We start from the raw sequence: 25,335 nt of genomic DNA on the forward strand, positions 1-25,335 counted from the left end.
TTAAGCGTTGGGTTTTTTGCCACCATGAATTTGATGTTTATTGCCATTGCCAAATACGCAAGTTATGGTAGCGCGAGTTATGGCGGTGCGAGTTATGGCACTGGCATGGATAAGCTCATGCAAAGGAGTTTTGGTCTTGTATCTCTCCTTTTTTTGTTTTTGGGTGGTGTGGGGGGGGGGGGGTGTTTTCGGGCTCCAGCTAGCGTGGGTTTAGGAGCGCCAGGGTTGTTTTTACTAGGATCTTGCGAATGGCCTCTTTTTAAAACCAATAAGTTTTCAGGATTTAATTTAACGAGCTTGGGTTTTGAAGGAAAAAAATCTTCTCTGTGTTCGTATAAAAAATAAATCAACCAATGCAACAATATAGACAGAATGAGAGAAAAGAAAAAATTCCTGTTAGAATGATCCACAGGATCAAAATTTTTCCCTAACTTAACAGATTGTAATTTAGAATTTTCTGGCATATAAATTTCCTAATTTTGAATTCTTTATATTATTTTCAGTTTCTTTGATCAATTCTTCTTTAGATGTTTTGGGGCTTATTTTGTCTAAAAGCAGGCCGTATTTGTCGCTTAATAAAACCAAGTAACGCTCCTTATGAGTTTCTATGGAAATAATTTTATGGCGTGCATCCACACGACCCAAAACACTAATTTCTAACTTAAAATCTTTTGCAGAAAAAGACCCTTGTGTAGGAACAATTTTTTTTTTGATTATATACAATATTAAGAGCAAGACAGCAATAACCGCTAACGCCTTGTAAGCATGGCTTAAATCCAGTGGGGGTTTTAGCTCTAAAGCGTTTAAGGGGTTTTGGGCTTGCTCGTTAGCGTCTTTTTGTGCAAGGTTAGTTTGCTGAGAGTTTTCTTTAGGGCTAGGCGGTGGGGCTAAATGAAAACCTTTGGGTAAAAAAAGAAAGCGGATTTGTTTTTTATCCTTACTATTTGAGGCTTGGACTTCTAAATCTTTGGCTTTTTTAGACAAAAGATAGATGTCATTTTGGTAGGAAAACATTTCTAAGGCGTTTAAAGAGGCTTCTTTAAAATCCATGGTTTTTTTAGAATCCAGTTTAGCATTTTTTAAAACGATCACTTTTTGGCCTTCAACTTCCATGATTTTTGGCGTTTTATTAAAGGGCGTTTCAAAAGTGAGCGTGGTTTGGACGGCTTTGATAGGGGGCGTTTTGGTATTTTCATCAGGCTGAACTTCTTTTAAAACATTTTCCCAATGCGTGAGTTTAATGGGAGCATCATCATTTAAAGGTATTTTTTCGTCAGCCAGTAACATCAAAGTAGCGCTCAGTATCAAGAATAACAATCTCATGAATTTTTAGCAAGATAATACACAATGGCGTTAGAATCAAGGATTTCATTCAAACGAATGGCTAAATTCCTTTCAAAAACCATCACCTCACCCTTACCAATAACCCGCCCGTTCACAAAAGTATCCACGCTCTCTCCAGCGGGCTTTTGCAAATCAATCACAGAGCCTTTTTCAAAACGCAAAATTTGCAATAAAGGGATTTGCGTAGAGCCAAGCTCGGCGCTAAAAACGATTTCCATATCCAAAAGGTTTTTATAATCGCAGATGAGTTCTTCTAAATAAGTGGAAAGCTCTAGTTCTCTTTCTTTACTAGCTTTTTCTTTCTCTTTTTCGGCTATTTTTAACTTATTAGTTTCTGTTTCTGGCATTAAACTCTACTCTTTCAAGAATGATTTGACTTTGATTATAAAATCTTAATTTTACTATAAATTTTATAACAAATAAAGCTATTACGCCTTAAAGCGAGCTTTAGAAATGCAAAATTCTGTTAAAAAACACGCATCGCATAAAGGGTTTTTAGCTTTGCAAGTGTAGCGGCCAAATAAAATTAAGGCGTGGTGGAGTTGGGATAAATCGTCTTTAAAAAGCTCGCTCAATTCCTCTTCGGTTTTGATAGGCGTTTTAGCGTCGCTTAAGCCTAAGCGGTGTGTCGTGCGGAACACATGGGTATCTACGGCTATATAATTTGCATCAAAGCACACTGAAAGCAACACATTAGCGGTTTTTTGCCCCACGCCATCTAAACTCATCAGTTCTTTTTGCGTAGAGGGGATAACGCCCTTAAAATCCCTAACCACTTTTTGCGCCATATTAATTAAATGCTTGCTTTTATTGTTGAAATACGAAACGGATTTGATGATCTCTTTAACCTCTTCTAAAGAAGCTAGGGCTAAATCGTTCACGCTGGGGTATTTTTCAAACAGCTTGGGCGTTATTTGATTCACTCTAGCGTCCGTGCATTGGGCGCTTAAAATGGTCGCCACTAGCAATTCATAGGGGTTTTTATGGCGCAATTCGGTGGTTTGGTTGGGGTAATATTTTAAAAGCAGCTCTTTGATTTGTCGGGCTTTTTGGTAAGTTTTAGCGCGTTTTAAGCTCATTCTTGCACGCTTTCTTTGATGACAAGGTATTGCGCTTCATGGGATCTTAAAGCCACTTGAATGCGGTTGATTTTAACCGAAAGCGTGGCTTTTTTCATGGAATAATGCAAAAGAATGCATTGAACCCCTTCATGGATACCAAAAGAGAGGAAGCGTTTTTTAAGGGATTCATCGCAGTTGGCGATTTCTACGATTTCATAAACTTTGTCTTTAATGGCTTCATTGAGCGTCATTTTACTTCCTTTTTGAATCAATGTTTTTTTTGACTTCATCTACGATGATGTCAATAGGTGTGAAAATACGGCGCAAGATTTTAAAAGGTGCTTGGATAATATCTGACGCTAAAGTTACTTGAGTTTTAGGTTTATCCAGCGTGCCTTTGACATTCACGTTAGTGGTGATTTTACCTCCTTTTCCTAAGACAAGATAGCCCACAATAGGGATTTTATTTAAGACATTACTCAAAGCCTTGATAGTGGAAACTTCTAAATTCAAATCCAATTTGTTTTTGTCTAATTCAATGATCCCATTGCCAGCAATATCAAGCGTTTTGCCGATAAGATCAATTTTTTCTAACCCTAAATATTCTTTAGTGATCCCAAAAACAACAGATCCCTTTTTGATTTGATAGCCATTAGCCCCTAAATGAGGGTTCCTAAAGACAATGAGAGAGGGAATGGTGTTGATGAGATTGATCATGTTTTGCATGAGGGCGAAATTCTTTAAGCTTGTGTTTTGGAATTTCAATTCGCCGTTGAAAACTTGATCTTCAAGAGCCCCAATAAGCGTGAATAAACCCCCTTCTACGAAATCTTTTTGGAGGATGGTATTGATATAATCCCCGCTAAAATTATGGGCCTTAAGATACAAAGCCCCATGCACTAAATCCGCCATGATCATGCCGTTTTTATAATTGCCATCAATTTTCACTCTGTCATCTTGAGCGACAATATCAAGATTTTCTAAAGGAAAAGGCATTTTTTTATAGATTAACACGACATCTTTAGCATGGATGCGTGTAGAGATAGGGATAATTTTGTGGGCTTTTTCATAGCGTTGTTTGGCGCTAATGAAAATATCTTCATCTTGGATTTCTTTAGAGCTAGGCTTTTCTTTTCGTTCTTTTGAGAATAATCCTGCAATCGCTGGCATTTTGCTATCTAAAAAATCATCAATACTCAAATCAATATTATTAAGGGTAATATCCTTTTGATCCCCCTTAACTTTTATAGATATGCTTTTGCTTGGAGTATAGACAGAAATTTCATCTTTATTAATAGATCCGAATAAAGAGAGGGAATTAAATTGCTTGCCGTTGCTATGATAGATGGGTAAAGTGATTTTCAAATCTTTAGCAAAAAAATCAATATTGATAAAATCGCTCGTAGAAACTTCTAAAGAGCCATCTTCTAAGGCGAAATATTTCATAATAGGGGAATAGGGCTTGATTTTTTTCAAATCTTTGATTCTAAAAACATAGGCGTTATCTTTAAATTCGCCCTCTAATAAAAGTTGTGGCACGCTCCATTGCATGTGGTTGGGGTTAGAAAAATCAAAATTCAAAGAAAGGTTTTTAAGAGTGTCTCCTGTAGCGTAAAAAACATCTTTAGTGAATTTGTCTTCACTTTGGGCTTTAATGGTGTCTATGATTTTTCTTCTAAACGCCTCTGAGTTTTCACCCTCTTGAATAACAGAATGCAAGCTTTTTAAATCTAAAGAAAATTTAGTAGGCTGTGGGTTATCTGGGTCGTTATTCAAGCCATAAGAACGCATGTTGATATTATTGTTAGTGTTGAATCGTATTTTATGGACTAAAGAATCTAAAGAAAGGGTTTTTTTATTCAAATCTAAAGCGATTTTAGCGTCTAAATCCAGCATGTTTTCATAGCGGGTGTGGGTAGTTTCTATGTAGATGTATTGGTATTCTTGGGTAATATCTAGGTTTACGCTAGCGCTTTGCGTATAAAGGGGGATATTATAGAGCGAGAGAGTGCCTTCTTGCAAATTAACGCTGCCTTGAACGCTAAATAAGGGGGCGGTGTTTTTCAAGAATTGTAAGGTGAGTTTCAAATCCGCACTAGATGGCATGCTGATTTTATCCAAAGGTAAAACGACTTTATAAGCGCTCAATAAATCCTTAATGCTATCGCCATAATAATTAGGGGTCGTTTTTAAAAAAACCTCCAACTTAGGGGCTTCTAACAAATTGGAAAAAGTGGCGTAAGAGCCGGTTAATTCCATGGTTTCATAAGTGATTTTTTGGGGCTGTATGAGAAGCTGTTTGTTTTTGAAGATCAATTCGGTTTTATCCATTTTAATGGGCGATAAGCCATCATTAAAAACGACTGAAGGTTTCATCAAAGTGGCTTTAACTACAGAATTTTCCAAAAGCGATGGGATAAACTCGCTAGGAGTGAAATTAGCTTTGATTAAAGCGTTATCAATCTTAAAACTAGCAAATTGGATTTTATCAAAAATCCATGTTTTTAAATTTTTTTGCGATTGGCGTTGGAAAAGAGGCTTTAAAAACGCTAGGCTTTTCATTGGAGAAGTGTTAATTTTTAATTCTATGGTTTTTAAATCGGTTAGCCCTTGCAAATAAATTGCAGCGCTGGGTTCAATTAAAGGCTTGACAATCAAATTAAACGCCATTTTCCTAGCTTTAGGTGAATAGTGGGCGTTGCCATCCACTTGAACTTTAATATTTTTAAAAAGCAGATTGATGATCTTAAGCTTGATGTTTTTATCATCTTCTAGGGAAAATTCCCCTTTGACTCCCGGGAATTCTAACTCGTATTTATTCCCATCAAAAAAGATATTGGCTTTATTTTTATCGTCTAAAATGATTTCTTTGACTTTAAGTTTTTCAAAATAAGACACCGCCCAAATGCCATAACGGATATTTCTAATCAAATCAGAAACTTCTAAACGCTTTTTAGTGGGTTTTTGATGGAAGAAAGAAGAGAGATCAACCCGCTCAACTTCTAAAGAAAGCTTGTTATTGAGTTTTAAGTATAATTCAGAAATGCCAAGCTTTCCAATTTTTAAATTTTGTATGTGAATGCCGTTTGAAAGGGTTTTGTGAATGACGACTAAAATAGCGAATACTACCACAAACAAGATAATGACATTAAATACTTTCTTAGATACATGTTTTCTTTTATTCATTAGTATTCTTTTTTATTTAAGTATACCAATTTATCCTAACAAAGTGGTGGTTGTCCCGCAAGGTTCGCTCAAAAAAGTGTTTTTTTCTTTAAAAGAGCAGGGCGTGGATATTAACGCTTTGGATTGGCTTTTTTTACGCCTAATGGGCATGCCTAAAAAAGGCTATATTGACATGGGCGATGGGGCTTTAAGAAAGGGGGATTTTTTAGTCCGTTTGATTAAGGGGAAGGTGGCTCTTAGAAGCGTTACTTTAATCCCTGGAGAAACCCGCTATTTTTTCACGCAAATTTTGAGCGAGACTTACCAACTAGAAATAAGCGAACTTAATGATGCTTATGAAAGCATCGCACCAAGATTAAACGGCTCTGTGATAGAAGATGGGGTGATACTACCGGACACTTATCATTTGCCTTTAGGAGAGAATGCATTTAAAATCATGCAAGCTTTGATCGGTCAATCTCTAAAAAAACACGAAGCTTTGAGCAAACAATGGCTTGGGTATTACCACAAAGAAGAGTGGTTTGAAAAAATCATTCTCGCTTCTATTGTGCAAAAAGAAGCCGCTAATATTGAAGAAATGCCCCTGATTGCGAGCGTGATTTTTAACCGCTTGAAAAAAGGCATGCCTTTACAAATGGATGGGGCTTTGAATTACCAAGAATTTTCACACGCTAAAGTGACCAAAGAGCGCATTAAAACCGATAACACCCCCTATAATACTTATAAATTTAAGGGCTTGCCTAAAAATCCTGTGGGGAGCGTGAGCCTAGAAGCGATTAGAGCCGTGGTTTTCCCTAAAAAAACGGATTTCTTGTATTTTGTGAAAATGCCGGATAAAAAACATGCTTTCAGCGCGACTTATAAGGAGCATTTAAAAAACATTAATCTTTCTAATAATCATTTTTAAAATTAAGGTTAATGGGGCGTTTTTTCTTTTAAATTGAGTAAAAAGTGTTTAGTATTTTCTCATTTTAATTTTAAGTTCTTACTATTAAAGCATTTTAGATTTTATTAAAAAAGGCTTGCTACAATTTTAGGCAAATTTTGATTGCTAGGGCTTTAGAACAGCTTTTAGCACAAAGGAGAATGAATGGCTAAAATGAGCGCTCCAGATGGGGTTGCCGTTTGGGTGAATGAAGACAGGTGTAAGGGTTGTGATATTTGCGTATCGGTATGCCCTGCTGGGGTTCTTGGCATGGGGATTGAAAAAGAAAGGGTGCTTGGAAAAGTGGCCAAAGTAGCTTACCCAGAGAGTTGTATCGGTTGCGTGCAATGCGAGTTGCACTGCCCGGACTTTGCGATTTATGTGGCTGACAGGAAGGATTTCAAATTCGCTAAAGTTTCTAAAGAAGCCCAAGAAAGAAGCGAAAAGGTTAAGGCCAATAAATACATGCTCTTAGAAGAGACTATTTTAGAAGGGAGAGGCAAGTAATGCGTGAGATTATTTCTGACGGGAATGAATTAGTCGCTAAAGCGGCGATTGAAGTGGGGTGTCGGTTTTTTGGGGGCTATCCTATCACGCCAAGCTCAGATATTATGCATGCGATGAGCGTGGCTTTACCCAAATGCGGCGGCCATTTTATCCAAATGGAAGATGAAATCAGCGGGATTAGCGTGTCTTTAGGGGCGAGCATGAGCGGGACGAAGTCTATGACAGCCAGCTCTGGGCCTGGTATTTCATTAAAAGTGGAGCAAATCGGTTATTCTTTCATGGCGGAAATCCCTTTAGTGATCGCTGATGTGATGCGTTCAGGCCCATCAACCGGAATGCCCACTCGTGTGGCTCAAGGCGATGTGAATTTCTTAAGACACCCCATACATGGGGATTTTAAAGCCGTCGCGCTCGCTCCTGCTAGTTTAGAAGAGGCTTACACAGAAACCGTTCGCGCGTTCAATTTGGCTGAAATGCTCATGACTCCTGTATTCTTGCTCATGGATGAAACCGTGGGGCATATGTATGGCAAGGTGCAAATCCCGGATTTAGAAGAAGTGCAAAAGATGACCATTAATCGTAAGGAATTTCTGGGCGATAAAAAAGACTACAAGCCTTATGGGGTCGCGCAAGATGAGCCGGCTGTCTTAAACCCTTTCTTTAAAGGCTATCGCTACCATGTTTCAGGCTTGCACCATGGGCCTATTGGCTTTCCTACTGAAGACGCTAAAATCGGGGGGGATTTGATTGACAGATTATTTAATAAGATTGAATCCAAGCAAGACATTATTAATGAAAATGAGGAAATGGATTTAGAGAGTGCTGAAATTATTATCATCGCTTATGGTTCGGTTTCTCTAGCGGTTAAAGAAGCCTTGAAAGATTACCATAAAGAAAGCAAACAAAAAGTCGGCTTTTTCAGGCCTAAAACCTTATGGCCAAGCCCGGCTAAACGCTTGAAAGAAATAGGGGACAAATACGAAAAAATCCTTGTGATTGAATTGAATAAGGGGCAGTATTTAGAAGAAATTGAAAGGGCTATGCAAAGAAAGGTGCATTTCTTTGGGCAAGCCAATGGGCGCACGATTTCGCCCAAACAAATCATCGCAAAGTTGAAGGAGCTTTAAAATGGCGTTTAATTATGATGAATATTTGCGTGTGGATAAAATACCCACTTTGTGGTGTTGGGGCTGTGGCGATGGCGTGATTTTAAAATCCATTATCCGCACGATTGACGCTTTAGGTTGGAAAATGGATGATGTGTGTTTGGTGAGCGGGATTGGTTGCAGCGGGCGTATGAGTTCGTATGTGAATTGCAATACCGTTCATACCACGCATGGCAGGGCTGTGGCGTATGCGACAGGGATTAAAATGGCTAACCCTAGTAAGCATGTGATCGTGGTTTCTGGCGATGGCGATGGCTTTGCTATTGGAGGCAATCACACCATGCATGCGTGCAGAAGAAATATTGATTTGAATTTTATTTTAGTGAATAATTTCATTTATGGTTTGACCAACTCCCAAACTTCGCCCACCACGCCTAATGGCATGTGGACGGTTACGGCTCAATGGGGGAATATTGATAACCAATTTGACCCATGCGCTTTAACCACCGCTGCTGGGGCGAGTTTTGTGGCTAGAGAGAGCGTTTTAGACCCTCAAAAATTAGAAAAAGTGCTTAAAGAAGGTTTCTCGCACAAGGGCTTTAGTTTCTTTGATGTCCATAGCAATTGCCATATCAATTTAGGACGCAAAAATAAAATGGGCGAAGCGTCTCAAATGCTAAAATGGATGGAAAGCCGATTGGTGAGCAAACGCCAATTTGAAGCCATGAGTCCTGAAGAAAGGGTGGATAAATTCCCTACCGGCGTTTTAAAGCATGACACGGACAGGAAAGAATATTGCGAAGCGTATCAAGAAATCATTGAAAAAGCACAAGGAAAACAATAATGGAAGCGCAATTACGATTTACGGGCGTTGGAGGGCAAGGCGTGCTGTTAGCGGGAGAAATTTTAGCTGAGGCTAAGATTGTGAGTGGGGGCTATGGCACTAAGACTTCCACCTACACTTCGCAAGTGCGTGGAGGGCCCACTAAAGTGGATATTTTGCTAGATAAAGATGAAATTATTTTCCCTTATGCTAAAGAGGGCGAGATTGATTTCATGCTTTCAGTCGCTCAAATCAGCTACAACCAGTTTAAAAGCGATATTAAAAAAGGCGGTATCGTTGTCATTGATCCCAATTTGGTAACGCCCACTAAAGAAGACGAAGAAAAATACCAGATCTATAAAATCCCCATTATCAGCATCGCTAAAGATGAAGTGGGTAACATCATCACGCAATCTGTGGTAGCGTTAGCCATTACCGTGGAGCTGACTAAATGCGTAGAAGAAAATATCGTGCTAGACACCATGCTTAAAAAAGTCCCTGCAAAAGTCGCTGAAACAAACAAAAAAGCCTTTGAAATTGGCAAAAAACATGCTTTAGAAGCTTTGAAAGTTAGGGCTTAATGGCTCTAAACTCTTGTTTTGAATTGATTTTCTTAATAAATTTTTGAGAACTTGATTGTAATGGGTTCAAGATAACTCAAGCTCTAAAAAGGGGCTTTGCTTTTTTACCCATTTTAGATTAAGACGCTCGTAAACACCAAAGGCAAAAACACCAATGATTTTTGAAAAACAAGACTACCAGCAAGAGTGTATTAATAACATTGTCACGCTTTTAGATGGCTTTGATTTTAAGCGCCACGACGCCTTAAATCTAAAAGATTGTTTAAGTCAATTCCACGCCACATGCGAAATTCCTGTCAGAAATTTAAGCGGCAAGCTCAATGTTGATATTTTAATGGAGACAGGCACAGGCAAGACTTTCACTTACTTGAATTTAATCTTTGCACTCCACAAGGCTTACAAGCAAAATAAATTCATCATCTTTGTCCCACGAAAAGCCATTTTGGAGTCGGTTAAGCAAAATATCCGCCTTACGAAAGATTATTTTTATTTAGAATTCAAACGCCACCTGAAAACCTACACTTATGAAGGGGATAAATCGCCAAGCAACATTATCAACCATTACATTAAAAACCAAGACGAACTGAGCGTTTTGCTCCTCACTAACAGCGCGATTGACAAGGGCGAAAAAAACATACTCAATAAAAACAGCGAAAACCTTTTTAACACCAAAAGCATTTTTGAAAATATCGCTGATTTAAAGCCTATTTCCATCATAGACGAGCCGCATTTGCTTAAGGGTGAAGCGTTTGGTAAGTATTTTAGTAAAATAGGCGCGCTTTATTTTCGCTTTGGGGCGACTTTTGCCAAAGAAAAAGAGCATGCTTTAAGCAATGTATCCTTTTGTTTGGATTCAATCAGCGCGTTTAGAAATTACCTTGTCAAACAAATCCGCATCCATTCTGTCATGCAAGATGCGCAAAGCCCGTTTTTGCTCAATGCGGATTCAAAAAGCGCAAAAATTGCCTTTTATAAAGCGGGCATTCTTAAACAAATCACGCTTTCAAAGGGAGAGGATTTAGGCAAGATTGGCGCTTCTTTTAACGGCGTCAGTTTGGTTAAAACCACCAAAGACAAGGCTTATTTGAGCAATGGCGCTACGCTTGAAAAGGCTTCTTATAAACTCACGCAAGATGAAATCAGCACCCTTTTAGAAAAAGCCATTGACTTGCATTTTGAAAAAGAGGCGTTTTTATTTGAGCAAAACATTAAAGCGTTAAGCCTATTTTTTATCCCAAAAATTGAGGATTTTAGGCAAATTGATAACAAAGGCACGCCCTTTATTAAAACCGAATTTGAAAGGCTTTACAAACTCAAACGCGCTTCAATTCTAGCAAAGGAAGATTTATCGCCAAGTTATAGAGAATATTTGAAAAGAGATTTTGATGAGAGCGGTAATTTACGCGTCCATCAAGGCTATTTTAGCGGCGATAGCATAGCGTTCAATAAAGGCAAAAAAGAAAGCGGCAAAGAAAATATTGAAGCCAACGACATTAAAATGATTTTAAGCGAAAAAGAAAAACTGCTTTCATTCCAAACGCCTTTGCGTTTTATTTTTAGCGTGTGGGCTTTGCAAGAGGGCTGGGATAATCCAAACATTTTTACCCTGATTAAACTGGCAAATTCCACCAGCGAAACAAGCCGCCATCAGCAAGTGGGGCGCGGGTTAAGGATCGCGCTTAATCAAGAGGGCAAGCGCGTTACGCATGGATTTTTAAAAGGCAATGATGACGCTTTTTATAAAATAAACCACCTTGACATGCTAGTGAGTAGCGAAGAAGTGGGCTTTATGGAGGGTTTGCAAAAAGAGATTGAAGCGAGCAGCTTTATTGGTGGTGGCAGCGCGCTAGACAGAGAGATTTTAGCCAGGTTAGGGCTTAATGAAAGAAAGATCAATAAATTTTGCGATGCATTAGAAACATTAAACGCCGTAGAATTTGACGAAACAAACAACGCTTACAAAATCATTGCCCCTATTTGCGAGATAATGCAAAACAACGAAGAAAGGATAAAAAGCTTTTTAAGCGATGAAGAATATCGCGCCGTTTTAAGCGCCTTTAAAATGGCTGAAGATCCAACCAACAAGCGTGATCAAATTATAAACGCTAACCAGCCTCCAGAAAAAGTCAAAATCCGCCAAAATTTAGCTAAGGAATTTAAAGAGTTATGGCAAACCATCAACGTGCAAAGCCAATTAAGCTATCAAAATATCCAAAAAAACAAGCTGATAGAATCTATCGTTAAAGCGTTTAATGAAAGCCATGTGATGTGTGAGGCAATCATCTTTGAAAGCAAAAGGTATGATGCAAAAACAAATAAAATTATCACAGAGCAATCAAACACCCTAAAAATCAAAAACTACGCTAACGATTTACAAAAAGAAATAAACGCGCTTTTACTTGACTTTGCCAAAGATGAGCGCTTACCCTTAAAATTCACGCTTGAACTCTACAACGCTTTAAACAAAGAGCATTTCACAAACTCACCTAAAAAAGCCTTTAAATTGCTTAAAGACATCATTAAAGATAAGTTGCATGCAAATTTGCTTTCTTGCGTGAGTTATGGATTTTGCCAAAACGCCTTTTCTAACACGACTTTTGATAAAACCGATCCGCTTTATTGTGAAGATGGCTCGCCCAAAAATGAGATTGAAAAACACAAATTAGGTAAATACAAAAGTGCACAAACTCCAAGCCCAAACTATCTTTATGATACGATCATTTATGATTCTAAAATTGAAGAAGAAGTGAGTAAAGAGCGGGTGCAAACACTGGAAGGTAAAAGCGTAGAAGTTTTTGCCAAGCTCCCTAAATTTAAAATCCCAACGCCTTATAAAAACTATGAGCCTGATTTTGCTTATTTGATTAAAGATGAAAAGGGTGCAAAAATCTTTTTTGTTTGCGAAACCAAAGGTTATGAAAAAGAAAGCGATATCCCACCAGATGAAAAGCGTAAAATGGACTACGCTAAGAAATTTTTTGAAACGCTATCTCAAAATTTAAAAAATGCGAAAAAAGAAATACGAGTCGTTTTTGCCACACGCATTAACAAACAAGATTTATTAAGCGCGCTTAAAAACGCATTAAAGGAAACGCTATGACAGATAAAAATCAAGCCAAAAAAATGGGTATCAACATTATCCAAAGCCAGCAAGAAAATAACCCCCTTTTTGACATGCTTTTAAAGAACTTCCCGCAAACGATAAAAGACGGACAAGTGAGCTTAAGCGCTATCAAAATGCTTTTAGGCTTTAATGAAAGCATGAACGATATCAGCGGCTATGAGCTCACTTGGACGGGTAAGGGGCTTGCCAACGCTCTTTATTCTGAACCTTGCCAAAAACAACTCAAATTACAAGAAAGCTTTACGCCCCAAAATTTAGCCAACAAACACCCCAACAACGCCATTATCATAGGCGACAATCTTGATGCACTCAAACTTTTAAAATCCGCTTACAGCGAAAAAATCAAAATGATTTACATTGACCCCCCTTACAACACACAAAACGAGAATTTTATTTATCCGGATAATTTCAGACAAGATTATCAAAAGATTTTAAGGGAAGTGGGCTTAATGGAAATAGATGAAAACGGAAAGGAGATAGAAAGCGAGAGCTTGAAATTTTTTAAAAACATTCAAGGGAGCGGAAACGCATAGCGGGTGGCTTTCTTTCATGCTGCCTCGCCTAAAATTAGCGCGCGATTTGCTTAAAGAAGACGGCGTGATTTTTATCAGCATTGACGATAACGAATGCGCGAATTTAAAAATCTTGTGCGATGAGATTTTTGGGGAGGATAATTTTGTTGGAGATTTTATTAAGCAATCAAAAGTAGGGGGAGGCAGTGACTCTAAATTTATTGTAAAAGAACACGAATATTGTTTGGTTTATGCTAAAAATATAAATTTAACTAATGAAATGTTTTTAAAGCACGATGATGATTATCTTAAAAGATACAAAGAAATAGATGATAAAGGCAGATTTTTTTGGGATACTTTTTCAAGAAGAGGTTTAACAAATCCTATAATATATGAGATTAAAGCACCAGATGGAACTTTAATAAAAGATGGTTGGATTAGATCAGAAGAAACATTTAAAAAAAATTATCAAGATGGTGAAGTTAGAATTATAAAAATTAAAGATAAATGGAGCGTTCAATTTAAGCAGTATTTAAATTTAAATGGTAGAAAACCCCGTAGTATGACAACTGATTTTGGAGGAAGTATCGAGGGCAAAAATGATATTATCAATTTATTTAATAGCGATAAAATATTTAGCTATCCAAAGTCTATAAAATTTATTTCAACATTACTTAAAATTGCTACAAACGAGGGCGACATCATCTTAGACTTTTTCGCCGGGAGCGGGACAACCGCGCATGCGGTGATGGAATTAAACGCAGAAGATAAAGGCAATAGGGAATTTATTTTAGTTCAAATTGATGAAGAGATAAAAGAAGATAAAAGCGCTTATGATTTTTGTAAGAATGTTTTAAAAAGCACAAAGCCTGTCATTAGCGATATTACCATAGAAAGGGTTAAAAGAGCCGCTCAAAAAATCATCGAATCTTCAAAAGATAGCGGTTTGGATTTGGGCTTTAAAGTTTATACCTTACAAGACAAAGCGCAAATTACAAACGACAAAGAGGGAATGACGCTTTTCAATCATTCTCATTTAACGCCCTTTGACAAAGCCCTAAATTTAGCCCTACAATGCGGCAAAACGCTCAACCAAGTGCTAGAGATTATCATCAAAGATAAACTCTACCAATGCGAAGACGCTTACTTTTGTATCGTGTGCGATGAAGAAACGCAAGAATATTTAGCCAAAAGTGGAAACGAAAGGATATTTTTAGACGGCTATGAAGAAATAGACTTAGAAGCCTTTCTCAATCTCAACGCTAGCTTTAAAGAGCGTTTGAGCGTGGTGTATTGATTGAAAAGGGGTTAAAAACCGCTTGAGTGGTTTCGCTCCTAATTTTTATTTACCCATAGTTTGTTTTTGAGTATAATCCTACGAAAATTTTAAGGAACGGCATGGAGTTTTTAGGACTGCTTTTGAGTCTATTCGCTATTTTGATAGCGTTTAAAAAGCCTGAAAAAGAAAATTGGGCGTTTGGGATTTTGATTGTGGTGTGGTTGGAGGAGCTTGTTATTTTTATAGCCCACAGCTCTAGCGTTTTGCCTAATATGAATCTATAGGGGGATGCATGAATAAAGAAACCCGATTTTATAATCTTTTTTCTTTGGCGATTTTAGGGATTTTAATCTTTCCTGTGGGTTTGGCGAATTTTTATTTTGGCTATGTTTTGAAAGATTCGCCTTGTATTTTTTGCTGGGCGCAACGCATCAACATGATTTTAATAGGGGCTGTGGCGCTTTTGGTGGTGCGTTTTGGGTTTAAGCCTAAATACATTGCCTTGCTGTTGCTCATGGCTAGTAGCGGGTTATATGAGAGCTTTTATCATACCGGTAGCCATGCCTTAGAAGATGTGGGGCAGGGCTTTGCGCTCGCTATTTTGGGCTTGCACACGCAGTTTTGGGCACTTTTTGTCTTTTTTAGCGTGGTGGCACTTTTAGCGGTTTTGCTCTTTTTTGCCCCTAATACCCAACCTTTTAAAGATCGTTTGTTAAACGCGCTCCAAAAAAGCGCTTTTTATGTTTTCTTTATAGTGGTGGGTTCTAACGCCGTGCAAGCGTTTATTTCTACCGGGCCTTTCCCTTACATAGGGCAAAGCGATCCGGTGCGTTTTTCTTGGAATTTGAAAGAATCGGTCTGGTCTATGGAGAATTGGGATCATTTGAAATTCCCAAGAAGCGTTTTGGGCAGAAGAGATGTGGGTGAGCCTTTGAAATTGAGCGCTTTGCCTAAAGATAATGATTATGATCATTCGCCTCTAGAAATTACAAAAACTCTAAAGATTGAAAAAAAAGAAGAACTTTTTTTAAAACTGAATGGAGCGATCACGGATTTGAATTTCAATGAAGACAAGGCGATCCTTATTACAGAAAACCAAGGGCTTTATCTTGTAAGTAACGATTTGAAAACCATTCATAGCCATATGGTGTTGGATAGCTATTATAGCGCGACGGTGGGGGCGTTCGTGGGGGCGGATTTTAACGAAGATGAAAACATTGTGATCATGGGTAATAATAAAACGAGCGTAGAAATCACTCCTAACAAAAACGCTAACGCGCTTAAAAACTTCCCTTATTTTTTAGAAGGGGCTAACTCTTTTGATGAAGTGGAACGCAGCCGCTTGAAAACTTCTAGGGCGAAAAACTATTATGTTAGCGCTGCAAGAAGGGGGGCTAAATTCACTTATTTGATCACCGCTCCTAACAAGCGCTATAAGGATTTGATGATTATCTCCATGCTCAATAGCGACAAACAGGTACATGGGGAGTTTTTATTGGAACTAGGCAATGCCAAACTTAAAGAAAAAAGGGGATTGGGCGAGTTAGTCATTAGCGCGCTGGCTTTAAAGGATAACAAGCTTTATGCGTTCAGTAAGGAATTTAACACGCTTTTAGTCATAGACCCTATAAAAGAAGAAATCCTTGAAGTTTATGGCTTGCCTAAAGAGATTAAAAATATCAGCGCTGGGGGGTTTAGAAACGATGAGCTTGTCCTTGTGAGCTATGAGAATAATAAAAATATTCTCTACACTCTTAATTTTTAAACTCTTTTAAAGCTACTTTTTTCTAATATATCAACGCATTAGAAGATGGTCGCTATTTTAGAATAGAGGAAAGTCCGGGCTACATTAGACAAAATTCCATCTAACGGATGGCTAGCGCAAGCTAAGGGAAAGTGCCACAGAAAGCAAACCGCCTTTTTAAGGTAAGGGTGAAAGGGTGGGGTAAGAGCCCACCAGAGCTAAAGCAATTTAGCTTGTTTGGGCAAACCCAATTTGTAGCAAGAAGCGCATGGTAAGTCTAAATTGATACACGCTTCGCTTGAGGAATATTGCAAAATATTTCCCAGATAAATGGCCATCCATTGACAGAACCCGGCTTATTCTAATGCTCAACTGCGTGTTGATTTTTTAAATAAAGTTTCAATCATTTTATTTTTTTTATTTTTTACCTGATTATTGTTTAAAATCTTAAAGATTTGTGTTACACTCTGTAAAATCAAAATCAAAGGGGATAGCGTGTTAGAAAAATCTTTCTTAAAAAGCAAGCAATTAGTTTTGTGCGGACTGGGTGTTTTGATGTTGCAAGCTTGCACTTGCCCAAACACTTCACAAAGAAATTCTTTTTTACAAGATGTGCCTTATTGGATGTTGCAAAATCGCAGTCAGTATCTCACGCAAGGGGTGGATAGCTCGCACATTGTAGATGGTAAGAAAACTGAAGAGATAGAAAAAATCGCTACCAAAAGAGCGACAATAAGAGTGGCTCAAAATATCGTGCATAAACTTAAAGAGGATTATCTCTCTAAATCCAACCGCATTAAGCAAAAGATCACTAATGAAATGTTTATCCAAATGACGCAAGCCATTTATGATAGCTTAATGAATGTGGATCGTTTAGGCATTTATATCAATCCTAACAATGAAGAAGTGTTTGCGTTGGTGCGCGCGCGTTCCTTTGATAAGGATGTTTTGAGCGAAGGGTTGCATAAAATGTCTTTAGACAATCAAGCGGTGAGTATCCTTGTGGCTAAAGTGGAAGAAATTTTTAAAGATTCTATCAATTATGGAGACATTAAAGTCCCTATAGCCATGTAGGCTTAAAATAATAGGCGTTCTTCGCTATCGCCTGTTTTTTTGGGGGTGGGCGTGATGGAATTGGGGGTTGAATAGTAGGGGATTTTATCCACGATTTCTTTACGCAAGCCTTTAGGGACATCAAACTTTCTTTTTAAAGAAGGTTCAATCGCTAAAATGTTACGCATGAAATGCGAATACACAGGCGCACTCACAATACCCCCTGCCGCTCCTTTACTAATAGGCGTGTTATCGTCTCTCCCAAACCAGATCACGCTTTGTAAGGTGGGGGTAAAGCCAATAAACCAAGCATCAACATTGTTATTAGAAGTCCCGGTTTTGCCAGCGATTTCTAAACCTTTAATGCGCGCTGAACGCCCCGTGCCATTTTCTACCGCATTCATCAGCACTGAAAGGGTCAAAAAGGCTTGCTCTTTGGAGGTGATCTTTTTGGTTTCAATGGGAGTGAAAGTTTTGACTTCGTTTTGTTGGTTGGTGATGCTTTCAATGAGCATGGGTTTGAGCATGGAGCCGTAATTAGAAAATAGAGAATACTTTTCAGCCGCATCAATGGGTGAGATAGCAAAGCTCCCTAACACAATAGACAAGTCTTTAGGGAGGTTTTTAAACCCCATATCGCTTAAAGATTGATAAATTTTTTCAAAGCCAAGCTGATCGCTTAAATTGATCGTGGCTAGATTTAACGAATGGCTCAAAGCTTCTTGCAAGGTTACAAGCCCTAAAAACTTGCGAGTATAATTGCTGGGGTGCCATGCGTGGTTTTGTTCGCTGTTTTTACTATAATTGCCATTTTCAAAGTTTCGCGCGGTATCAGGGATTTTAGAAGTCGTGGAATAGCCATTATCAAAAGCGATTTGATACACAAAGGGTTTTATCGCGCTCCCAAATTGCCGTTTGGCTTGCGTGGCGCGATTGAAAGCGCTTTTTTTATAATCAATCCCCCCCACTAAAGCTAAAATCTTACCGGTGCTTGTGTCTGTAACTATCATGCTAGCGTTTAAGTTGTCTTCATCTTCATCATTAGATGCGTTAGTTTTTGGCTTTTCTTTAGCGATTTTTTCTAAGATTTTTTGATGCCCAAAACGCAAGGACTCTAACGCTAAGCGTTGGTAATCCAAATCTATCGTGAGCTTTATGGTATAGCCTTGAGTTTTTAGCCCATCTAATTGATCCAATTGTTTCAACACTTCATCTACGACATAGGGAGCGATATTTTGCGTGGAAGTTTGGTTATAGACGATTGGCACTTCATTGAGAGCGCCTTTGAGCTCGTTAGAAGAAATCCAGCCTAAAGAATACAACCGCCTTAAAATATCATTAGCCCTAGAAAGTGAAAATTCTAAATTTTTGGTAGGGTCATAAAAACTCGGAGCTCTCGGCAAGGCGACTAACATGGTGATTTCTTTAAGCGTGAGTTTGTCAAGGGGTTTTTTAAAATACCCTAAGCTTGCGGTTTTCACGCCATAATACCCATGCCCAAAAAAAGTTTGGTTCAAATAACGCTCTAAAATTTCTTCTTTGCTTAAGACTTTTTCAATGCGTAAAGAAATGATAGCTTCTTTGAGTTTTCTGGTTAATGTTTTTTCTCGTGTGAGCACCATGTTTTTAACGAGTTGTTGGGTTAGGGTGCTACCCCCTTCAGTGTAACGACCGCTTTTAGCGTTTTTAATCATAGCGCGCATGATAGCGTCTAAATTGATCCCCCCATGTTCAAAAAAGAGGGTGTCTTCTACCGCTAAAAGGCTTTCAATAAATCGTGGAGGGATTTCTTCAAAACGCGCATAAAAACGGAATTCCTTATCATAGATATTAGCGATCAAACGCCCTTTTCGGTCTAAAATCTGTGAAGCGACGCCCGGGCGATAATCTTTAATCTTAGCAATATCCTTATCCGTAGTTACCCAAACTTGAGCGATAAGAATGGCTAACAACCCTATGATAATCAAAAATAAAACGATAAAACCATAAAAAATCTTTTTTAGCATTTAATCACTCTTAAAAGAAGATTGTATTTTATAATAATCTAAAAGGGCGTTTGCAAGCTCTTTAGTGTCTTCTAAGCTGTTTTTGAGGGACAAAGAGACTCGTAAAAGGGGTTTAGAAACCGTGGGGGGGCGGATAGCTCCCACTAAAAACCCCTTTTCTTTCAAAAAATGATGAGCGTTTAAAAGAGCGGGATTGTTTTCAAATTCTAGAGTAAAAAATCCTGCGAGCGTTCTAATACCTAAGGTTTCAAAAATGATCTGTTGGTGTTTGCTAAGCTCATTTTTTAATTCTTGTTTTTGCGCGATAAAGTATTCTAAATGAGCCAAAGTTAAAGCGGTGTCTAACAGGCTTAAAGCGGTAGTATAAATCACGCTTTTAGCGCGATTAGTTAAAAACTCTATGACTTGTAAAGGGGCTAAAATACACGCCCCATAGCTCGCAAGGGCTTTAGAAAAAGTGCTGAGCTCAATGATTTTATCTTTGTCTTTGATACGATAATATTCTAAAAAACCCAACAAATTCTCACCGATAGTCCCAAAACTATGGGCTTCATCAACGATTAAAAAAGCGTCAGGAATCTCTTGAGTGATTGCATAAAAATCATAAGGAGCGACGCTCGCGTCCATAGAATAAACCCCCTCAATGGCGATGAATTTGAGCTTATTTTTAGGAGCGTTAAAGAGTTTTTGTTGTAAATCCTTAGCGTCATTGTGCGAGAAAAAAACCACTTGATCAGACTTAGTTTTCGTGCTAAAAATCCCGCTTGCATGGTAGTGTTCGTCCATGAATAAGAGGGCGTTTTTGACTAATAGGGTGTCTATTAAAGCCAGATTGCCCAAAAAACCACTCCCCACTAAAAGAGCGCTTTCAAACCCCAACAAATCCGCTAATCGCTCTTCTAATTCTGCATGCAAAGGGTGGTAGCCATTCACTAGCATGGAGGCTTTGGGGGAATGAGAAACAAAGGATTGGAGCTTATTAAAAGCGTTTTGAAGCAAGTCTTTTTTAACGCTCAAACCCAAATAATCATTAGAAGCGTAATCCTTTAATAAAGGGTCAAACAACTCTCTTTTGCGGTAGCGTTTGGCATGGCGTAGGGCTTCTAAAGATTTAGAAAACATCAAAACACTTCATTGAATGGAATCATTCGCCTTTTTGAATTTTTTCAATGATCTTATTGAGTTCATCTTGTTTTTCGTAAAACATCTTATCAATATTTTCTTTGACATGTTTAGCGCTATCTTCCATTAAATGCACTTTATGCTCTAGGTATTTTAAATCGGTAATGTGGTCTTCTTGAACGGCTTTAACCAAATCATTAGCTTCAGCATGCACGCTCGCATGGTGGCTTTCTAAAGCTCTATAGCCTGAAGTGTTGGAAAAATTCTCTTTGCCCGCGCCCTCATAATACCATTTGCCTAAGCGGCAATTCTTATGGCTGGTAATATCAAAGGAGTTGAGACCAAAAACCATGCCATAAAGATTGTTTTTAAAGACCACATGATCGAGTTTGGCTAGACCGCAAAACACCCGGTTATTGATATTGTAGATGGTGTATTTTGCCGCTTGCGCAACAATCATGTTATTTTTTACGGTGGATTTAAGCTCTTCTACATCGCCTTTAATAGAGCCTACAATAGAATTAATATCGTGGGTATTGGTTTGAATATCGTTCGCTTCTTGTTGCATGCTTTTAACGACAACGGCGATTTCTTTAGTGGCTTTCTGGGTTTTTTCAGCGAGTTTTCTCACCTCATCAGCCACCACCGCAAACCCTCTCCCATGCTCGCCCGCCCGTGCGGCCTCAATAGCGGCATTTAGGGCTAAGAGATTGGTTTGTTCTGCAATATCGTCAATCAAAGAAATGACTTGAGTGATTTCGTTGCTCCGTTGGTTGAGGGAGTCCGCTAACGAAGTAGCGTTTTGCATCTTTTCATAAAGCGATTCAATGTCTTGACCCGTTTTATTAACGGTCCCCAATCCTTCAGCAGAATGCGCTTCGCCATTTTTAGCCGCATTTAAGAGCAAGCCGGTTTCTTGATGGAAATACTGCATGCTTTCTTGTGCGTTCTCTAATCCTTCTTTTAAACTCGTGCAAAAAGTCTTAAACAAATCATTTTTATGGTATTCCCCCACACCCCCTATTTTTTTGGCTAGTGAAAAATACTGCACGCCATCAATATTTTGGCTTTTTAAAGAATAAGAAACCCCTTGTAAATTAACGCTCTCTGCATTTTCTTTAAAATGAACGCTTTGTTCTTCTAAATTGTTTAAGCTTGCAAGATTCCCGCTTTTAAAAACGACTTTATTGTTTTTAATACCTACAAAACCCTCATGCAAGCACAAATTTAAAAGGCTTTGATAGAGATTGATTTCTTTTTTTAACTCCGTAATTTCAGAATCTTTTTGACTGATTTGAAGTTGCAACTGCTTATTCCCAAACATGGTGGCATTCCTTATTTAAATTTGAATCTTTTGAGATTATACCCAAAATTACCAAACATTTTAATCGCTCGTTAGTATTGTTGCTTCAAATATAATTCAGAAAATAAGCCCTGTTTTTTCATAAGGGTTTCAAAGTTGCCCTGTTCTATTAGTTTGCCTTGATCTAACACGATAATTTCATCAGCTTGTTTGACACTATTCATGCGGTGTGTAATAATTAAAGCCATCTTAGATTGCGATTTTTTAAAAATAAAATCTAAAAACTCTTTTTCCATAATGGGATCGATGGCGCTGCTTGGCTCATCTAAAACAATGCAATTACTTGGTTTTAAAAAGGCTCTTATGGTAGCTATGCGTTGCTTTTGACCTAAAGAAAAATCTACCCCATTATACTGTGCTCCAAATAGTGTGTTGTTGCAATCATTAAGACAATTTTGAAAATTCTCATCAAAAGATTTTAGTATTTCTCTTTTTTGCTTTAATTGCTCTTTAGTGATATTGTTTTGCATAAAAAGATTATCATCAATGTTATACCCAGCATAAAGAGAAAAATCTTGGAATATAGCGCTCATTTGTTGATGGTAGCTGTTTAGCTCTAAATCCTGTAACGAGTATTTGTTATTGATAATAATTTGACCTGAATTTGGGATATAAAACCCTAGCAATAATTTAATCAGCGTGCTTTTCCCACTAGCATTCTTGCCGACTAATGCATAAATTTTATTAGAGTGTAAAGAGAGATTAAAGTTTTCAAAAATAAGTTTTGAATTAGGATAAGAGAAACTAATATTTTCAAATGTAATGCTATGGATTTTTTCTTCTAATTTGATTTGTGTTTCTGGTTTTGGTGTTTGGTAATCTAAAATACAAAAATAATTTTCAAAGTATTTATTGATAGCAAAAAACCACTTTCCATAAAACGATAAATCTTGTAGTTGCTGCTCAGTAGAGCTAAATGCTTGGATATACCCAGCAATTGCTCCCACACCAATTAATTTTGAAAGGATAATAAAAACCATTAGAAAAAAGAGTGCAATACTTAGAATGGTGGTTAAAACATCAGTATATATGGTAGATATTAAGTTTTTTTGAGCTACTTTCACAAAATTATTGAGATACAATTCTTTGTTTTCAATAAATTTATGATGAAAATTTAGCATGAAGTTAAATAATAGGTTGTCTTTGTTCTTTTGGTTATCTAATCCAGAGTATAGGTAATTTTGCATGCTTTCTTTTTGGTCTTGAAGCTTATCTATGGAAGCACTGTGTTTTTTTGCTATATGGTTGGAGATGAGAATACAAGGCATTGTTGCAAAAATCATTATAAAGGGTAGATAAATACTAATGGAAAATAATATTCCAAACAGACTCACAAGCCCTATAATGCGTTGTAGATTAAAAAAGAGATTACTGACATAATTTAGGGGGCGGATGTGCAGTCCGTTATGGATAGTGTTAAGCTTGATAGTATGGTCTTTATTTTCAAAAAAACTTAGATTTTTAACTTGTGTGAGTTTATTAGCGAGCTGTGTGATGATGTTTATAGAAAATTGTTCGGCAATAATGGTTTGCAAGCTTGATAAAATTCCTGATAATACATGTGCTAAAAACAGCAAAGATCCCCATAGTAATAAAGTTGGTAATAGCAAGCTGTATTCAAAATGTGTATGATTTTGCAACAAATTTACCACAATATCAATCAATCTTATCATAACAAGGATATTTAGAGATGGAATAATGCCGACAAATAGCACTGTAATTGATGCCAACACAACACATTTTGGTGAGCTTTTACAGAGTAAAATGAAAGTCCTTAGGGGAATGTTTTTCATCGTATCCATTGGTGTTTGCATGCAATAAGATTTGGTATAAATTTTCTTTATTATAGCCCATTTTCATGCTCCTTTAAATTTTGCTTTTAAAATAAAGCCCTTTAAAATTTCAAACTTTAACCGATAATAGTTCCAACCAAAAGCAAGGATGCCTTTGGGTTTTTTATAACAAGGAGTTACAACAATGGCTTTTCAGGTCAATACGAATATCAATGCGATGAATGCGCATGTGCAATCCGCACTCACTCAAAACGCGCTTAAAACTTCATTGGAGAGATTGAGTTCGGGTTTAAGGATTAATAAAGCGGCTGATGACGCATCAGGCATGACGGTAGCGGATTCTTTGCGTTCACAAGCGAGCAGTTTGGGTCAAGCGATTGCCAACACGAATGACGGCATGGGGATTATCCAGGTTGCGGATAAGGCTATGGATGAGCAGTTAAAAATCTTAGACACCGTTAAGGTTAAAGCGACTCAAGCGGCTCAAGATGGGCAAACTACGGAATCTCGTAAAGCGATTCAATCTGACATCGTTCGTTTGATTCAAGGTTTAGATAATATCGGTAATACGACTACTTATAATGGGCAAGCGTTATTGTCTGGTCAATTCACTAACAAAGAATTCCAAGTAGGGGCTTATTCTAACCAAAGTATTAAGGCTTCTATCGGCTCTACCACTTCGGATAAAATCGGTCAGGTTCGTATCGCTACAGGCGCGTTAATCACGGCTTCTGGGGATATTAGCTTGACTTTTAAACAAGTGGATGGCGTGAATGATGTAACTTTAGAGAGCGTGAAAGTCTCTAGTTCAGCAGGCACAGGGATTGGCGTGTTAGCAGAAGTGATTAACAAGAACTCTAACCGAACAGGGGTTAAAGCTTATGCGAGCGTTATCACCACAAGCGATGTGGCGGTCCAGTCAGGAAGTTTGAGTAATTTAACCTTAAATGGGATCCATTTGGGGAATATCGCAGATATTAAGAAAAACGACTCAGACGGGCGATTGGTTGCAGCGATCAATGCGGTTACTTCAGAAACCGGCGTGGAAGCTTATACGGATCAAAAAGGGCGCTTGAATTTGCGCAGTATAGATGGTCGTGGGATTGAAATCAAAACCGATAGCGTCAGTAACGGGCCTAGCGCTTTAACGATGGTTAATGGCGGTCAGGATTTAACAAAAGGCTCTACTAACTATGGGAGACTTTCTCTCACACGCTTAGACGCTAAGAGCATCAATGTCGTTTCGGCTTCTGATTCGCAACATTTAGGTTTCACAGCGATTGGTTTTGGGGAATCTCAAGTGGCAGAAACCACGGTGAATTTGCGCGATGTTACCGGGAATTTTAACGCTAATGTCAAATCAGCCAGTGGCGCGAACTATAACGCTGTCATCGCTAGTGGTAATCAAAGCTTGGGATCTGGGGTTACAACCTTAAGAGGCGCGATGGTGGTGATTGATATTGCCGAGTCTGCGATGAAAATGTTGGATAAAGTCCGCTCTGATTTAGGTTCTGTGCAAAATCAAATGATTAGCACCGTGAATAACATCAGCATCACTCAAGTGAATGTTAAAGCGGCTGAATCTCAAATCAGGGATGTGGATTTTGCTGAAGAGAGCGCGAATTTCAATAAAAACAATATTTTGGCGCAATCAGGCAGTTATGCGATGAGTCAAGCCAACACCGTTCAACAAAATATCTTAAGACTTTTAACTTAGTTTTAAGAAAGGTGTTTGTATGGGGCTAACGCTTTAAGCGTTGGCTTTTCGCTTTAATTTTTGCTTCTTTTTTAATAAAATACTCTTTT

The 25,335-nt window shown here is 38.0% G+C and carries 21 protein-coding genes, 1 other RNA gene and 2 pseudogenes; 14 read left to right on the forward strand and 10 right to left on the reverse strand.

The window, feature by feature from the left end:
• A pseudogene (locus tag EAL49_RS08585) lies at positions 1 to 213 on the forward strand (hypothetical protein); the annotation flags it as partial.
• Here EAL49_RS08585 and EAL49_RS08550 read toward each other — a convergent pair.
• The 6 genes and pseudogenes from EAL49_RS08550 to EAL49_RS05425 all read right to left on the reverse strand — a co-directional run.
• A pseudogene (locus tag EAL49_RS08550) lies at positions 162 to 464 on the reverse strand (siderophore-mediated iron transporter); the annotation flags it as partial. The pseudogenes EAL49_RS08585 and EAL49_RS08550 overlap by 52 nt on opposite strands.
• Positions 448 to 1,323: a hypothetical protein gene (locus EAL49_RS05405; protein ID WP_120829416.1), complete on the reverse strand. Its 876-nt coding sequence runs from the start codon at positions 1,321 to 1,323 to the stop codon at positions 448 to 450. The pseudogene EAL49_RS08550 and the gene EAL49_RS05405, both read right to left, overlap by 17 nt.
• Positions 1,320 to 1,691 (reverse strand): flagellar motor switch protein FliN, encoded by a 372-nt coding sequence (gene fliN / locus EAL49_RS05410; RefSeq protein WP_033601981.1) that lies wholly within the window; start codon positions 1,689 to 1,691, stop codon positions 1,320 to 1,322. The genes EAL49_RS05405 and fliN overlap by 4 nt, the downstream gene beginning before the upstream one ends.
• A gap of 81 nt (positions 1,692 to 1,772) precedes the next feature.
• The gene (gene nth, locus EAL49_RS05415; protein WP_120829417.1) at positions 1,773 to 2,423 is read right to left on the reverse strand and encodes an endonuclease III; all 651 of its coding nucleotides are present in this window, start codon (positions 2,421 to 2,423) and stop codon (positions 1,773 to 1,775) included.
• The gene (locus tag EAL49_RS05420) at positions 2,420 to 2,656 is read right to left on the reverse strand and encodes a FeoA family protein (RefSeq protein ID WP_120829418.1); all 237 of its coding nucleotides are present in this window, start codon (positions 2,654 to 2,656) and stop codon (positions 2,420 to 2,422) included. Before EAL49_RS05420 ends, nth begins: the two co-directional genes overlap by 4 nt.
• A 1-nt stretch (position 2,657) precedes the next feature.
• Positions 2,658 to 5,591, reverse strand: a complete 2,934-nt coding sequence (locus EAL49_RS05425; protein WP_120829419.1) for a DUF3971 domain-containing protein — start codon at positions 5,589 to 5,591, stop codon at positions 2,658 to 2,660.
• Between EAL49_RS05425 and mltG the strand changes: the two genes are divergently transcribed.
• From mltG to EAL49_RS05485, 12 genes are all read left to right on the forward strand, one after another.
• The gene (gene mltG, locus EAL49_RS05430; RefSeq protein WP_120829420.1) at positions 5,509 to 6,498 is read left to right on the forward strand and encodes an endolytic transglycosylase MltG; all 990 of its coding nucleotides are present in this window, start codon (positions 5,509 to 5,511) and stop codon (positions 6,496 to 6,498) included. The genes EAL49_RS05425 and mltG overlap by 83 nt on opposite strands.
• A 183-nt stretch (positions 6,499 to 6,681) precedes the next feature.
• On the forward strand, positions 6,682 to 7,023 hold the full coding sequence (locus tag EAL49_RS05435; protein ID WP_001096895.1) for a 4Fe-4S dicluster domain-containing protein: 342 nt from the start codon (positions 6,682 to 6,684) through the stop codon (positions 7,021 to 7,023).
• A complete protein-coding gene (locus tag EAL49_RS05440) occupies positions 7,023 to 8,150 on the forward strand; it encodes a 2-oxoglutarate synthase subunit alpha (RefSeq protein WP_120829421.1) in 1,128 nt (375 codons plus the stop codon). Before EAL49_RS05435 ends, EAL49_RS05440 begins: the two co-directional genes overlap by 1 nt.
• A gap of 1 nt (position 8,151) precedes the next feature.
• Complete coding sequence (locus tag EAL49_RS05445) at positions 8,152 to 8,973, forward strand: 2-oxoglutarate ferredoxin oxidoreductase subunit beta (RefSeq protein WP_000885323.1); 822 nt, start codon at positions 8,152 to 8,154, stop codon at positions 8,971 to 8,973.
• Positions 8,973 to 9,533 carry a 2-oxoglutarate:acceptor oxidoreductase subunit OorC gene (locus EAL49_RS05450; protein ID WP_033589414.1) on the forward strand — a complete coding sequence of 187 codons (561 nt, stop codon included), beginning with the start codon at positions 8,973 to 8,975 and terminating at the stop codon, positions 9,531 to 9,533. The genes EAL49_RS05445 and EAL49_RS05450 overlap by 1 nt, the downstream gene beginning before the upstream one ends.
• A gap of 154 nt (positions 9,534 to 9,687) precedes the next feature.
• On the forward strand, positions 9,688 to 12,633 hold the full coding sequence (locus EAL49_RS05455; protein WP_120829422.1) for a restriction endonuclease: 2,946 nt from the start codon (positions 9,688 to 9,690) through the stop codon (positions 12,631 to 12,633).
• A complete protein-coding gene (locus EAL49_RS08590) occupies positions 12,630 to 13,190 on the forward strand; it encodes a hypothetical protein (RefSeq protein WP_423750152.1) in 561 nt (186 codons plus the stop codon). Before EAL49_RS05455 ends, EAL49_RS08590 begins: the two co-directional genes overlap by 4 nt.
• A 16-nt stretch (positions 13,191 to 13,206) precedes the next feature.
• A complete protein-coding gene (locus tag EAL49_RS05460) occupies positions 13,207 to 14,466 on the forward strand; it encodes a site-specific DNA-methyltransferase (RefSeq protein ID WP_423750153.1) in 1,260 nt (419 codons plus the stop codon).
• A 101-nt stretch (positions 14,467 to 14,567) separates the two neighbouring features.
• Complete coding sequence (locus EAL49_RS05465) at positions 14,568 to 14,732, forward strand: hypothetical protein (protein ID WP_120829423.1); 165 nt, start codon at positions 14,568 to 14,570, stop codon at positions 14,730 to 14,732.
• Positions 14,733 to 14,740: 8 nt separating this feature from the next.
• Positions 14,741 to 16,213: a disulfide bond formation protein B gene (locus tag EAL49_RS05470; RefSeq protein ID WP_120829424.1), complete on the forward strand. Its 1,473-nt coding sequence runs from the start codon at positions 14,741 to 14,743 to the stop codon at positions 16,211 to 16,213.
• 35 nt (positions 16,214 to 16,248) lie between these two features.
• Positions 16,249 to 16,564, forward strand: an RNA gene (gene rnpB / locus EAL49_RS05475) — RNase P RNA component class A.
• A 123-nt stretch (positions 16,565 to 16,687) separates the two neighbouring features.
• Positions 16,688 to 17,266 carry a tumor necrosis factor alpha-inducing protein gene (locus EAL49_RS05485; protein ID WP_120829464.1) on the forward strand — a complete coding sequence of 193 codons (579 nt, stop codon included), beginning with the start codon at positions 16,688 to 16,690 and terminating at the stop codon, positions 17,264 to 17,266.
• 2 nt (positions 17,267 to 17,268) lie between these two features.
• Here EAL49_RS05485 and pbp1a read toward each other — a convergent pair whose 3' ends face one another.
• The 4 genes from pbp1a to EAL49_RS05505 form a co-directional block, all read right to left on the reverse strand.
• Positions 17,269 to 19,251, reverse strand: coding sequence for a penicillin-binding protein 1A (gene pbp1a, locus EAL49_RS05490; RefSeq protein WP_120829426.1), 1,983 nt, complete (start codon positions 19,249 to 19,251; stop codon positions 17,269 to 17,271).
• Positions 19,252 to 20,373, reverse strand: a complete 1,122-nt coding sequence (locus EAL49_RS05495; RefSeq protein ID WP_120829427.1) for an aminotransferase class I/II-fold pyridoxal phosphate-dependent enzyme — start codon at positions 20,371 to 20,373, stop codon at positions 19,252 to 19,254. It abuts the gene before it with no gap.
• A 22-nt stretch (positions 20,374 to 20,395) separates the two neighbouring features.
• Positions 20,396 to 21,697: a chemotaxis chemoreceptor TlpD gene (gene tlpD / locus EAL49_RS05500; protein ID WP_120829428.1), complete on the reverse strand. Its 1,302-nt coding sequence runs from the start codon at positions 21,695 to 21,697 to the stop codon at positions 20,396 to 20,398.
• A gap of 71 nt (positions 21,698 to 21,768) precedes the next feature.
• Positions 21,769 to 23,538, reverse strand: a complete 1,770-nt coding sequence (locus EAL49_RS05505) for an ATP-binding cassette domain-containing protein (RefSeq protein WP_240461650.1) — start codon at positions 23,536 to 23,538, stop codon at positions 21,769 to 21,771.
• Between the two features lie 175 nt (positions 23,539 to 23,713).
• Here EAL49_RS05505 and EAL49_RS05510 point away from each other — a divergent pair, with 175 nt between their 5' ends.
• Positions 23,714 to 25,246 carry a flagellin A gene (locus EAL49_RS05510; protein WP_000885496.1) on the forward strand — a complete coding sequence of 511 codons (1,533 nt, stop codon included), beginning with the start codon at positions 23,714 to 23,716 and terminating at the stop codon, positions 25,244 to 25,246.
• Positions 25,247 to 25,335: the final 89 nt, after the last annotated feature.

It is taken from the genome of Helicobacter pylori, from assembly GCF_003637665.1.
GTDB classification, from domain to species: Bacteria; Campylobacterota; Campylobacteria; order Campylobacterales; family Helicobacteraceae; genus Helicobacter; species Helicobacter pylori_CK.